Raw genomic sequence first — 13,345 nt, 5'->3', positions numbered from 1 at the left:
TACAACGCCCTTCGCCTGCAAGGAAAACCCGGAAAGGTCGCGCTCATCGCAATCGCCCGAAAACTGCTCGTCACAGCCAACGCACTCGTCAAAGCAGACACGCCATATCAAGGTAAGACCCTTGACACATGAGACAGTCGCCGGGTGCGCTTGCTGCGCAAGCGCCCCGGAATGACTGTGATCCCTTAATGCAGCCCCGGTGCCTCGTGGCCGGTGCGGGCGACGTATTCGGTGTAGCCGCCGCCGTATTTGTGGACGCCCTCGGGGGTCAGCTCCAGCACCCGGTTCGACAGCGCGGCCAGGAAGTGGCGGTCGTGCGAGACGAACAGCATGGTGCCTTCGAAGTCGGCGAGCGCCTTGATCAGCATTTCCTTGGTGGCGATGTCGAGGTGGTTGGTCGGCTCGTCCAGCACCAGGAAGTTCGGCGGGTCGTACAGCATTCGGGCCATCACCAGCCGCGCCTTCTCGCCGCCGGACAGCACGCGGCAGCGCTTCTCGACGTCGTCGCCGGAGAAACCGAAGCAGCCGGCGAGCGCGCGCAATGAACCCTGGCCGGCTTGCGGGAACCACTCTTCCAGTGACTGGAACACGGTGAGTTCACCGTCGATCAGATCCATCGCGTGCTGGGCGAAATACCCCATCTTGACGCTGCCGCCGATCGTGACGCTGCCGTCGTCCGGCGCGGTGGCGCCGGCGACCAGCTTGAGCAGCGTCGACTTGCCGGCGCCGTTGATCCCCATCACGCACCAGCGCTCGCGGCGGCGGATCGCGAAATCCAGATCCTCGTAGATGACGTGATTGCCGTAGGCCTTGCGGACATGGCTGAGGCTGGCGACGTCTTCGCCGGAGCGCGGCGCCGGCAGGAAGTCGAACGCGATGATCTGGCGGCGGCGCGGCGGCTCGACCTTCTCGATCTTCTCCAGCTTCTTGACCCGGCTCTGCACCTGGGCGGCGTGCGAGGCGCGCGCCTTGAAGCGCTCGATGAACGCCACTTCCTTCGCCAGCATCGCCTGCTGGCGCTCGAACTGCGCCTGCTGCTGCTTGTCGGCGAGCGCGCGCTGGCCCTCGTAGAATTCGTAGTCGCCGGTGTAGCTGGTCAGCGTGCCGGCATCGATCTCGACGATCTTGTTGACGATCCGGTTCATGAAGGCGCGGTCGTGCGAGGTCATCAAGAGCGCACCTTCAAAGCCCTTGAGGAACTGCTCGAGCCAGATCAGGCTTTCGATGTCGAGATGGTTCGATGGTTCGTCGAGCAGCATCACGTCCGGCCGCATCAACAGGATGCGGGCCAGCGCCACGCGCATCTTCCAGCCGCCCGACAGGTTGCCGACGTCGCCGTCCATCATTTCCTGGCTGAACGACAGCCCGGCCAGCACCTCGCGGGCGCGGCCTTCGAGCGCATAGCCGTCGAGCTCCTCGAAGCGGTGCTGGACCTCACCGTAGCGCTCGAGGATCTGCTCCATCTCGTCGGCGCGGTCGGGATCGGCCAGCGCGTGCTCCAGCTCCTTCAGCTCGGCCGCGACTGCGCTGACCGGGCCGGCGCCCTCCATGGTCTCGGCGACCGCGCTGCGGCCGCTCATCTCGCCGACGTCCTGGCTGAAATAGCCGATGGTCAGGCCGCGATCGACCGAGACCTGGCCTTCGTCCGGCTGCTCCTGCCCGGTGATCATCCGGAACAGCGTGGTCTTGCCGGAGCCGTTCGGCCCGACCAGCCCGATCTTCTCGCCCCGCAGCAGCGTCGCGGAGGCTTCGATGTAGAGGATCTGGTGGCCGTTCTGCTTGGAGATGTTGTCGAGACGGATCATGGGCTCACGCGGGGGGAGAAATGCTGCGGCGCGTTTAGCCGATATGGCCGAGCGATGCCAGTTCGACGGCCCAACGCGGCGTCATTCCGGGGCGCGAGCGCAGCTCGCGAGCCCGGAATCCCGAGGAGTTCTGCGACTCCGTCTTTTCCAAAACTGCGAGATTCCGGGTTCGCTTGCTGCGCAAGCGCCCCGGAATGACGAGCGCGGGGAGGGCCCTCACCCCTCCGGCAGCACCGCGTTGCTCGGTGTCACCCGGTCGGTGATCTGCATGCCGAACAGGCTGCCGAGCAGTTCGACCGCGACGCGGGCGGTGCGGCCGCGCTCGTCGAGGAACGGGTTGAGCTCGACGATATCGACCGAGCGGACCAAGCCGGAGTCGTGCAGCAGCTCCATCACCAGATGCGCCTCGCGGTAGGTGGCGCCGCCCGGCACGGTGGTGCCGACGCCGGGCGCGACCGCGGGATCGAGCACATCGACGTCGAACGACAGATGCAGCACGCCGCCCGCGGCACGGACGCGGTCGATGACGCGGCGGATCAGCACGCCGACGCCGAATTCGTCGATCGCCCGCATGTCGACCACCGGGATCGCGCGTTGGCGCACCAGCTCTTTCTCCAGCGGATCGATCGAGCGGATGCCGAACAGGTCGAGCCGGCTCGGCGGGATCGAGACCCGCGGCTCGTCGCCGAGCAGTTGATCGAGCCCCGGCTCGCCGCACAGGAACGCCGCCGACATGCCGTGCATGTTGGCGGTCAGCGTCGTGGCCGGCGTGTTGTAGTCGGCATGGGCGTCGAACCACAGCACGAACAGCGGCTTGCCGCGGCTCTGCCAATAGCGCGCGACGCCGTTGACCGAGCCCATCGACAGGCTGTGATCGCCGCCCATGAACAGCGGCACCGCACCCGACTTCGCCAGCTCGTAGGCGCGCGCCGAGATCGCCCCGACCCAGCTTTTCACCTCGCCGTAGTAATTGGCGTTGGCCGGCACCGGATCGTTACCGCCATCGAGTGCAGGCCGCGTCATGTCGCCGTGATCCTCGACCGCAAAACCGAGCTGATCGAGCACGCGGCCGATGCCGGCGGTGCGCAGCGCGGCCGGTCCCATCAGCGTGCCGCGCAGGCCGGCGCCGATCTCGATCGGCACGCCGAGCAGCGCGACGCGGCGCGCGGGGTCGCTGCGAGCGACTTCGGTCTGCGACATGACGGTGACGCCCCTTCAAATGCGCGCGCGACGCGCGCCGGAGCGCTGCGCCAACTCAGGCCTTGAAATAGGTGATCTGATGCGTGGTCGCCAGCAGCCGCCCGCTCGGCGACCACAATTCGCCGGTCTGATCGGAGAAGCTCTTGTGAAACACGTTGGCGTCGGCGACGCCGAGCACCGCGGTGATCGGCTCGGCGGCGAGATCGGCGGCGTCGACGTGGAAATACGTCGTCATCGACACCGTGCCGATCGGCAGCAATTCGCCGCGGACATGAAAGATCCGCGCGAAGAACGCGTCCGCGATCGCCGACAGCGACAACAAATCGAGCGTGCGCGGCACCGCGTGGCCGATCCACGCCTTGGTGTGCGGGCTCGCCGGCTCGGGCAGCGGGCCGTCGCCGAAGTTCGGCTCGTTCTCGACGAAGCGAAACTCGAACTGCTGGATCCAGGACGCCGCAACGCCAGCGCGCGCATACACCGGAGCCTCATCGTAGGCGGCGGTCTTCGGCATCTCGGCCGGCCGATGCGTCCAGGTTTCGCGGCGCTGCGCGAACACCGCGGTGGCGAATACTTCGACGCCGGCGTCGCCCTGGCTGAGTTCGATGCCCCAATGCTGGGTCGAGCGCGTCGCCCTGATCAGCCGCGGCGTCAGCTCGAACCGGCCGGCGCTGATCGGTGCGCAGAAATTGACCGTGAAAGCCAGCGGATCGCCGGCGCGCTCCGGCTGCTGCATCAGGGCGCGCAGCAGCGTCGCCGCGGTGGCGCCGCCGAACTGGCCGACGAAGGCGTGATAATCGTCGCTGGTCGCGCCCTGCCAGCGGCCGCCGTCATGTTCCACCTGCGTTGCGGCGTCGAACGGATGCGGAGCTTGTTCGACCTTGGCGTCCATGGTGCGCTTCCCGTGTTGCTCTTGTTGTGCAGCGCCACCTTGCACCGCGGCGCAGCCGGGCGCAATGGCTGTCGGTCATCATGTGATGGGGGATGAGCTGCGCCGGCGCGCGGGCCACACGCCCGTCATTCCGGGGCGCGCGTGAAACGCGCGAGCCCGGAATCTCGCAGGTGTTGGAAAAGAGTGCCCTGAATCTCGAGATTCCGGGTTCGCTCGCTGGCGCGAGCGCCCCGGAATGACGGGACTGGAACTATCCCGCCTGCCGCGCCGGAGAGGACTGGGTCGCCGGCTTGGTCGGCACGTTCCAGATCTCTTCGGCGTATTCGCGGATGGTGCGGTCGGAGGAGAACCACGCCATCCGGGCGACGTTGAGGATGCCGGCGCGAGTCCAGGCCGAGCCGGCGCGCCAGCGTGCGTCGATGCCGCGCTGGGCCTGGTAGTAGCTGTCGAAGTCGGCGCTGACCATGTAGTGGTCGAGGTGGCGCAGCGCGTGCGCCACCGAAGCGAAGCGGGCGCGGTCGTCGGGCGAGAATACGCCGGAGTCGATCGCGCGGATCGCGTTGGCGAGCTGCGGCGACCGGTTGATGGCGTCGGTGGCGTCGAGCCCCTGGGCGCGGCGCGCCACCACTTCGAGCGCTTCGAGGCCGAAGATCGCGATGTTCTCCGCACCCACCAGATCGCGGATCTCGATATTGGCGCCGTCGAGCGTGCCGATCGTCAGCGCGCCGTTCAGCGCCAGCTTCATGTTGCCGGTGCCGGAGGCTTCCATGCCGGCGGTCGAGATCTGCTCCGACAGGTCGGCGGCCGGAATGATCACCTCGGCGAGGCTGACATTATAGTCGGCGAGGAACACCACCTTCAGCTTGCCGCCGATCGAGGCGTCGTTGTTCACGACTTCGGCGACGTCGTTGATCAGCTTGATGATCAGCTTGGCGTAGCGATAGCTCGCCGCCGCCTTGCCGGCGAAGATCTTGACGCGCGGCACCCAGTCGCGGTTCGGCTCGTCCTTCATCGCCTGGTACAGCGCGATGGTCTCCAGCACGTTGAGTAGCTGCCGCTTGTATTCGTGGATGCGCTTGATCTGGACGTCGAACAGCGCGCTCGGATCGATCCGGATGTTGTTGCGCTCGCCGATCAGCCGCGCCAGCGCCACCTTGTTGCGGTGCTTGACGCTGCGAAACTGCTGCTGGAACGCACTGTCGCCGGCGAAGGCTTCGAGCCGCTCCAGCCGGGTCGGATCGTCCAGCACCTCGTCGCCCGCGACCGAGCGGATCAGATCGGTCAGGCCCGGATTGGCCAGCGTCAGCCAGCGCCGGAAAGTGATGCCGTTGGTCTTGTTGGTGATGCGGCCGGGGTAGAGGAAGTTGAGATCGTGGAACACGGTCTCCTTCATCAGGTCGGAATGCATCGCCGAGACGCCGTTGATGCGGTGCGAGCCGATGAAGGCGAGGTGCCCCATCCGCACCCGGCGGCCGGCCTTCTCGTCGATCAGCGACACCGAGGCGCGGAACTCGATGTCGCCGGGGCTGCGCGCCTCGGCGAGGCCGAGATGCGCCTCGTTGATCCGGTAGATGATTTCGAGGTGGCGCGGCAGCGTGCGCTGAAACAGGTCGAGCGGCCAGGTCTCCAGCGCTTCGGGCAGCAGCGTGTGATTGGTGTAGCTCAGCGTCGCCACGGTGATCTGCCAGGCGTCGTCCCAGCGCAGGCCGTGGACGTCGACCAGGAGCCGCATCAGCTCGGCGACCGCCAGCGAAGGGTGGGTGTCGTTGAGCTGGATCGCCGCCTTCTTGGCGAGGTTGCGGATCTGGCCGTCGGAATCCAGGTGCCGCTTGATCAGGTCCTGCAGCGAGGCGGAGACGAAGAAATATTCCTGGCGCAGCCGCAGCTCGCGGCCCGCCGGGCTCTCGTCGTTCGGGTACAGGAACTTGCAGATCGCTTCGGCGCGGGCCTCGTGCGCGGTGGCGCCGAGATAGTCGCCGGTGTTGAACACGTCGATCAGCAGCGGGTCCGGGGCGCGCGCCGACCACAGCCGCAGCGCGTTGACGTGCTGGCCGCGCCAGCCGACGATCGGGGTGTCGTAGGCGATCGCCTGCACGGTCTCGCCCGGTGTCCACACCGCGCGGGTGTAGCCTTTGCCATCGGTGACCTGATCGACATGGCCGCCGAACTTGACCTGATAGACCACTTCCGGCCGCTGCAATTCCCACGGGTTGCCGAAGCTCAGCCACTCGTCGGGGAATTCCTGCTGCCAGCCGTGATTGATGATCTGGCGGAACAGGCCGTAATCGTAACGGATGCCGTAGCCGAAGGCCGGGATCTCCAGCGTCGCCATGCTTTCCATGAAGCAGGCGGCGAGCCGGCCGAGGCCGCCATTGCCGAGCGCCGCGTCGGGCTCGCATTTGCGCAGGTCGTTGAGGCCGACGCCGAGATCGCCGAGCGCGGCGGCGAACTGCGCCAGCAGGCCCATATTGTTCAGCGAGTCGGTGAACAGCCGGCCGATCAGGAATTCCAGCGACAGGTAATACACCCGCTTGCGGCCGGCGTCGTAGCTCTCCTTCTCGGACACCAGCCAGCGGTGCACGATGCGGTCGCGCAGCGCCAGCGCCGACGCCTTGTACCAGTCGTGCTTGGTGGCGTGCGCCGCCTCCTTGCCGATCGCCAGCGTCAGCTTGGCGAGGATCGCGCTCTTGATCTCGGCGAGCGCCAGCTCATCCAGATGTGCCGGCTGGGAGGAGTTTTTTTCTGGCAACGACTGCACGGGCAAGTGACCATTCCAAGCGGATGAGACCGCAACCATACAAACAATAGTCCCGGATCGAAACCCATGACGAGGGCATCGTTGCGGCGGCATGCCTGGGTTTTGTGCAAAAATCGGGTACCCGGCGATGGCATTGCCGAGGCGATCTAGATGCGATCGTTCCAATCAGGCGGTTTCAAGCTAGATTGCTGAACAAGGGGGCGCGGGTTTTTCGGTCTTTCTTGTGTCCCAATCCCCATCCCTCGTGACCATAAACACTCGGCCTTCTGTACGATTGGGACCAATGGGAAGCGGGCCAACGAGAAATCCATTCTCAAAATCTTGATAGTCGATCGAGGTGTTGATTGGGCAGTGCCAATCTCGCCAACCTATCCATGCCCAGGTTTCCGGGTTCCTCTCCCAGAGGCGCGCGAGACCACCCGTTGGTGGGCTCTTTCCTTCGGGCGGGTTCAGAATTTTACGAACATAGCCTTCGGTGTACGATTTTGCCTCCCAATCCGTGTCTTTTGCTTCGATGACTTTGCGCTTGCCGTCCGTGGGCAATGCAAAATGAGCCGAGCGACATTCGAGCCAGATGACGATCGCGTTTTCATGCACGGATTGATATGAGCGCCGGCATTGCTGGACAGGAGTACGTGGCTTTCCGAGCTTTATGACATTGGAATCATAAAGGTATTTGAAATTTTCCCCTATGGGAATTTCAGATCCAGATACTGCTCCGGCGACGGATGAACCGGAAGACGCCAGCCTATTCAATTTCTCCTTCAGATGATCCCGCTCCTCCTTCAGGTTGTTGATGATCGCGTTGTACTTCCAGTCCAGCGCGAGCCAGATGCCGGCGGCGACAATAACAACCAAGATCACGATAGTCGCGGGCGCTCCGGAGATGGTTCGCCACTCGCCCAAAATCCATTCAACTGATTCTTTCATGCTCGCATAATTAACCGCTGCGAAAGTCCAGCGCGATTCAAAAAGAACCAGAACAAATTTAGAACACCTTTGCAAGTCATTGATATATCATTGTGATTCGGTGCGTCGCCGCCACAATATCTATGGTCTTGCCCAGCTTGCGAGGACTACATGTCCACCATCGCCTTCGATCAGACGGCGCTCACCCGGATCGCCGATTTCGCCCGCTCCCTGTCGCGGCTGCATCAGCTCGCCCGCCGGCAATGGGTCGATGACGATCAGCTCGACCGCGAGTTCAACGCAGTGTGCGTGTCGATCTGGGGTTACTGCCCGGACGATCTGGTCGACGAGATGTTCGATCCTGCCGATCTGGCTTGGCTGGATACGCTGGACGAAGCGACCGCACGGATCTTCGCCGCCGAGCACGGCTACGATCTGGTCGACGACACCGGCATGCTCACCGACTGGTGGGGCTATTGCTGGATGATCCTCGCCGAAGCCCGCGGCCTGCTGACTGCGGAAAACCGCGCCGCCGCCCGCGCCCACCTCGAAGAATCCTACCGCGCCGCCCCGAACGTGATCGGCGTGATCGTCGGGCGGTAGGCGTCGAGGCCTCTAGGCTTCTAGGCTTCTAGTCGTCCGAGTCTTTCCGGGCGCGCGAAGCCCTCAAGCCCCAGGCGTCATTCCGGGGCGAGCGAAGCCTTTACGGGTGTCATTCCGGGGCGCTCACGAAGTGAGCGAACCCGGAATCCCGCAGTTGCTTGGCCGAGACGTCTCCCCGAGCTGCGCCGCCGAGGTGCTCTGAATCTCCAGATTCCGGGTCCGCTCGCTGGCGCGAGCGTCCCGGAATGACGTGGGTGCTTGAGTGAGACTCAGTCGACCGCGGCGCGGCGGCCGCGGGGGATCGGCTTTGGGGTCTCGACCGGCAGCGAGACGTCGCGGGCCAGTGCCGGGGGCGCCTGTTCGGCGATCTGGTCGTGGACCGGCGCGACCTTCATCTCGCCGAGCCGGGCGCGCAGGCTGGCGGTCAACCCCGGATAGTCGGCGACCGCGGTGAAGTCCGGCGTCTGCTCGGCACCCAGTCGCACGCCCGTATAGGCGGCGAGGCCGTCGGCGGTGGCGACGATGTCGCCGGCGCGCAGCGAGGTGTCCTGCGACAGGTCGATCTGCGCGAGGCCCGCCGGGTCGCGGCCGTTGCAGGTGCAGTCCGGCTTCAGCGCCTTGCGATAGGCGAACGCATTCGGCGAGTCGGCATAGCGCTCGCCGCTGGCGGCACGGGCGCCGTCGATCTGGCTGCCGTAATACACCTTGGCGTTGCCGGCCGGGCAGAACGCCTGGCACATCTGCGCCGGGCTGGCACCGGCGCGAAGCTGCAGCGGGAAGTACTTGCCGTCGCAGCTGCGCACGCAGAACGCCGGGCCGCCCCCGGCCGACGCCTGGCGCTGCGGTTGCGGCGGCTGGCTTTGCTGATTGAGGCCGAACGGGTCGGCGAAGAAGCTGGCCTGCGCCGGGGCGCCGCGCTGCTGCGGCCGTTGCGGGCCGGCGCCGCCGAACAGGAACTCCAGCAGGTTCTGGGCCGAGGCGATCTCAGGAGCGGCGATCAGCGGCAGCGCGAGCACCGCGCCCAGAGCGAGGATGCGGCGCCGCAGACGCGAACTGGTAAGCAATTGACGCAAACGCCCACTCCACCGACGCAACCACCCCGCGGCGAGGCCGCTGTCGGTTGCGACTTTAGAATGGGATGGTAAACGCCGGGTTTCCGGCGGCCTCAGTGAGACTCAGGCGTTGAGGAACTCGCTGGCCTTGTACAGCGACCGGAACGGCAGCCCGGCTGCGGCGAAGGCTTCGGCAGCGCCCTCCTCGCGGTCGACCATCGTCAGCACCAGCACGATCTCGGCGCCGGATTCCTTCACCGCTTCGACCGCCTTGATGGCCGAGCCGCCGGTGGTGGTGACGTCTTCGACGATCACGCAGCGCTTGCCGGCCAGGCTCTCGCCCTTGGCCAGCCCTTCGACCGACAGCCGCGCGCCGTGTTCCTTCGGCTTCTTGCGCACGAAGAACGCCGCGATCGGGTGGTTCTTCAGCCACGACAGCTGCGCGATCGCGCCGGCCAGCGGCACCGCGCCCATCTCCAGCCCGCCGACGTAATCGACCTTCTCGTCGCGCAGCGCCTCGTAGGTCAATTCGGCGAGCAGCGCCGCCCCCTCCGGATCGAGCATCGTCGGCTTCAGGTTGAAATAGAAGTCGCTCTTCCGCCCCGACGCGAGCGTGATCTCCCCCCGACCGAACGAACGGGTGCGGATGATGTCGGCAAGGCGGGCGCGGGACGCGGATTTGGACACGGGCGGACTCTCTGGCTTCAGCTTCAGCTTTACGGAAAACGCCGCAATCTATCCCCGAGACCGCGCCGATGCCAGCGGCGCGAGGAAGGTATCAACGGGGCAAACGCCTACAGCGCCCGTCGTTTGTCCGCAGCAGCGCCCCTGGCACAGCGCGCTCCCTCTCCCGCCTGCGGGAGAGGGCTGGGGTGAGGGCGCCCCGAGCACTGAGTTGGCGTTGCGCGGAGAGGAGTGCCCTCACCCGCCGCGCTTCGCGCGTCGACCTCTCCCGCAAGCGGGAGAGGTTGCTCAATGCCCGCCGCGGATCAGTACTTCCCACCGAACCGTTGGTACTAATGCGCCTCGTCCCAATTATCCGCCGCCCGTGCATCGACCTGCAGCGGGACGTTGAGGATCACCGCCGGGAACGGCGCGTCCTGCATCACGGAGCGCACGACCGGCAGCGTCGCCTCGACCTCGGCTTCCGGCACTTCGAAGATCAGTTCGTCGTGGACCTGCAGCAGCATCTGGGCGCTGAGCTTCTTCTCAGCCAGCGCGTCCTCCATCCGCACCATGGCGCGGCGGATGATGTCGGCGGCGGAGCCCTGCAGCCGGGCATTGATCGCGGCGCGTTCGTTGAAGGCGCGGATCGACGGGTTCGAGGCCTTGATGTCCGGGTAGTGGCATTTGCGGCCGAACAGCGTGGTGACGTAACCATGCGTGCGGCAGAAATCGCGGGTCTCGTCCATATAGGCGCGGATGCCCGGAAAGCGTTCGAAGTAGCGCTTGATGTAGGCGCCGGCTTCCTCGCGTGGGATGCCGAGCTGATTGGCAAGGCCGAACGCCGAGATGCCGTAGATGATGCCGAAATTGATCGCTTTCGCCCGGCGGCGGATCTCCGACGGCATGCCTTCGACCGGGACGCCGAACATTTCGGATGCGGTCATGGCGTGAATGTCGATGCCGTCCTGAAACGCTTTTCGCAAAGCCGGGACGTCGGCGACTTCGGATAAGAGCCGCAGCTCGATCTGCGAATAGTCCGCCGATACCAGCTTATGGCCGGGCGTCGCCACGAAGGCGCGGCGGATCTTACGGCCGTCCTCGGTGCGTACCGGGATGTTCTGCAGGTTCGGCTCGTTCGACGACAGACGGCCCGTCGTCGTCGCGGCGAGCGCGTAGGTGGTGTGGACGCGATGGGTCTGCGGATGCACGTAAGTCGGCAGCGCATCGGTGTAGGTCGAGCGCAGCTTGCTGACCTGCCGCCACTCCAGAATCTTCTTCGGGAATTCATGGCCCTGCTCGGCGAGCTCATCCAGCACCTGCGCCGAGGTCGACCACGCGCCGGTCTTGGTCTTGCTGCCGCCGGGCAGCCCCATCTTGCCGAACAGGATGTCGCCGAGCTGCTTCGGGCTGCCGATGTTGATGTCCTCGCCGGCGAGTTCGCGGATCTCGGCCTCGATCCGCGCCGCGGTCTGGGCGAAGTCGGACGACAGCCGCGACAGCACCTGCCGGTCGATCGAGATGCCGCGCCGCTCCATCCGCGCCAGCACGCCGACCAGCGGCCGTTCCAGCGTCTCGTACACCGCGGTCATGCCGCCTGCGACCAGCCGCGGCTTCAGCACGCGCGCCAGCCGCAACGCCACGTCGGCGCGCTCGGCCGCATAGGCGGTGGCGCGATCGATTCCGACCTGATCGAAGCCGATCTTGTTTTTGCCGGTGCCGGTCAGCTCGGTCAGCGTGTGCAGCGTATGGCCGAGATTGCTCTCAGAGAGCGCGTCGAGCCCATGGCTGCCGCGGCCGGCATCGAGCGCGTAGGACATCAGTTGCGGATCGTCGATGTTGCGCAAGGTCAGGCCGTGCTGCGCCAGCAGTACCGCGGCGAACTTGATCGCAAACCCAACCTTGGCGATGCCGGCGGATTCCAGGATCGGCTTCAGCGCATCGAGCGCGTCGCGGGTGCCGATCTGATCGGGCGCAAGGCCGGCGGCGAACAGGCCGTCGCCATCGCCGGCCTGCTTGTGCGCGAGCGGGATGTAGCAGGCATCGTTCGGGCCGAGCGCCAGTGCAACGCCGGTCAGCTCCGCCTGCATCGGATCGATCGAGGTCGCGACCGCTTCCAGCGCCACCACGCCGCTGTCGTGGATGCGGGCGATGAAAGCGTGCAACTCGTCCAGGCTGTGCAGCGTCTTGTACGCGGTGCGGTCGACCGGGACCTTGCGCGCCGCCTCGGCCCGCGCCGCCACCAGCGCCTCCGGCGACAGCACCACGCCCGCCTTGCCGTCGCGCCCGCGGCCCGCATTGAGCGGCCCCGAGGCCGGCGCGCCCCCTCTCCCGCTTGCGGGAGAGGGCTGGGGTGAGGGCTCTTGCCCCGCAAACAAATCGTCGCTCGGACCGGCGACACTCTTCCCAAGCGGCGGCACCGCCGACTTGAGCGCCGTCTCCGCCTCCACGTCCGACGGATCAATCTGCGCATACTCAGCGACGCGCCGCGTCAGCGTGGTGAATTCCATCGCCTTGAGGAACGCCACCAGTTTGCGCGCGTCGGGCTCGTGCACTGCGAGCTCGGCGAGCGGCACCTCTAACTTTACATGGTCGTCGAGCAGCACCAGCTTGCGCGAGATCCGCGCCTTCTCGGCGTTCTCGATCAGCGCCTCGCGCCGCTTCGGCTGCTTGATCTCGGCGGCGCGCGCCAGCAGCGTGTCGAGGTCGCCATATTCGTTGATCAGCTGCGCCGCGGTCTTGATGCCGATGCCCGGCACGCCCGGCACGTTGTCGACGCTGTCGCCGGCCAGCGCCTGGACCTCGACGACCTTGGCCGGCGGCACGCCGAATTTCTCGATCACCTCCGGCACGCCGATGCGGCGGTCCTTCATGGTGTCGTACATCACCACGCAGTCGGTCACGAGCTGCATCAGGTCCTTGTCGGACGACACGATCGTCGCCGTCGCCCCGGCCTCGCAGGCCTCGCGCACGTAAGTGGCGATCAAATCGTCGGCCTCGAAGCCGGACTGTTCCAGGCACGGCAGATCGAACGCCCGCACCGCTTCGCGGATCAGGCCGAATTGCGGGATCAGATCCTCCGGCGCCGGCGGCCGGTGCGCCTTGTATTCGGGGTAGAGCTCGTTGCGGAAGGTGACTTCCGACTTGTCGAAGATGATCGCCAGATGCGTCGGCCGGTTGTCCGGCGGCATGTCGCGGAGCAGCTTCCACAGCATGTTGCAGAAGCCGAGCACGGCATTGACCTGCAGCCCGTCAGATTTGCGGTTCAGCGGCGGCAGCGCGTGATAGGCGCGGAAAATGTAGGACGAGCCGTCGACCAGGAACACATGGTCGCCCTTGCCGGGCGGCCTGATGCCGGCGGGGGCGGGGGACGGGATGGACGAAGCGGCGGGCGTCGCGGCGGCGGACTTGGGCGTTTTCGGCATGGCCGCAATCTAGGCGGTCCGGAGGCGTTTGGCACCCCTTC

Annotated in this window: 9 protein-coding genes and 1 pseudogene; 2 read left to right on the top strand and 8 right to left on the bottom strand. The window is 66.2% G+C overall.

The window, feature by feature from the left end; genetic code table 11:
• A pseudogene (locus DWA33_RS25670) lies at window positions 1–132 on the top strand (IS110 family transposase); the annotation flags it as partial.
• A gap of 53 nt (window positions 133–185) precedes the next feature.
• Here DWA33_RS25670 and DWA33_RS04130 read toward each other — a convergent pair.
• The 5 genes from DWA33_RS04130 to DWA33_RS24875 all read right to left on the bottom strand — a co-directional run bounded on the left by DWA33_RS04130 (window position 186) and on the right by DWA33_RS24875 (window position 7,582).
• Window positions 186–1,805: an ABC-F family ATP-binding cassette domain-containing protein gene (locus DWA33_RS04130; RefSeq protein ID WP_114356820.1), complete on the bottom strand. Its 1,620-nt coding sequence runs from the start codon at window positions 1,803–1,805 to the stop codon at window positions 186–188.
• Window positions 1,806–2,021: 216 nt separating this feature from the next.
• Window positions 2,022–3,005: an arginase gene (gene rocF, locus DWA33_RS04125; RefSeq protein WP_114356819.1), complete on the bottom strand. Its 984-nt coding sequence runs from the start codon at window positions 3,003–3,005 to the stop codon at window positions 2,022–2,024.
• Window positions 3,006–3,060: 55 nt separating this feature from the next.
• Window positions 3,061–3,894 (bottom strand): acyl-CoA thioesterase, encoded by an 834-nt coding sequence (locus DWA33_RS04120; RefSeq protein WP_114356818.1) that lies wholly within the window; start codon window positions 3,892–3,894, stop codon window positions 3,061–3,063.
• Window positions 3,895–4,144: 250 nt separating this feature from the next.
• Window positions 4,145–6,691 (bottom strand): glycogen/starch/alpha-glucan phosphorylase, encoded by a 2,547-nt coding sequence (locus DWA33_RS04115; protein ID WP_167443118.1) that lies wholly within the window; start codon window positions 6,689–6,691, stop codon window positions 4,145–4,147.
• Window positions 6,692–6,832: 141 nt separating this feature from the next.
• Window positions 6,833–7,582 carry a hypothetical protein gene (locus DWA33_RS24875; protein ID WP_147270218.1) on the bottom strand — a complete coding sequence of 250 codons (750 nt, stop codon included), beginning with the start codon at window positions 7,580–7,582 and terminating at the stop codon, window positions 6,833–6,835.
• Window positions 7,583–7,732: 150 nt separating this feature from the next.
• Between DWA33_RS24875 and DWA33_RS04110 the strand changes: the two genes are divergently transcribed.
• Entirely contained in the window at window positions 7,733–8,164 is a 432-nt protein-coding gene (locus DWA33_RS04110) for a hypothetical protein (RefSeq protein WP_114356816.1), read from the top strand.
• 269 nt (window positions 8,165–8,433) lie between these two features.
• Here DWA33_RS04110 and DWA33_RS04105 read toward each other — a convergent pair whose 3' ends face one another.
• The 3 genes from DWA33_RS04105 to polA form a co-directional block, all read right to left on the bottom strand.
• Window positions 8,434–9,237, bottom strand: coding sequence for a DUF2865 domain-containing protein (locus DWA33_RS04105; protein ID WP_430707857.1), 804 nt, complete (start codon window positions 9,235–9,237; stop codon window positions 8,434–8,436).
• Between the two features lie 102 nt (window positions 9,238–9,339).
• Window positions 9,340–9,903, bottom strand: a complete 564-nt coding sequence (gene pyrE, locus DWA33_RS04100; RefSeq protein ID WP_114356814.1) for an orotate phosphoribosyltransferase — start codon at window positions 9,901–9,903, stop codon at window positions 9,340–9,342.
• 329 nt (window positions 9,904–10,232) lie between these two features.
• Entirely contained in the window at window positions 10,233–13,304 is a 3,072-nt protein-coding gene (gene polA, locus DWA33_RS04095; RefSeq protein WP_114356813.1) for a DNA polymerase I, read from the bottom strand.
• Window positions 13,305–13,345: the final 41 nt, after the last annotated feature.

It is taken from the genome of Rhodopseudomonas pentothenatexigens (assembly GCF_900218015.1).
GTDB classification, from domain to species: domain Bacteria; phylum Pseudomonadota; class Alphaproteobacteria; order Rhizobiales; family Xanthobacteraceae; genus Rhodopseudomonas; species Rhodopseudomonas pentothenatexigens.
Note: the sequence above shows the minus strand (reverse complement) of the source record. Positions and strands in the feature narration are given on the sequence as shown.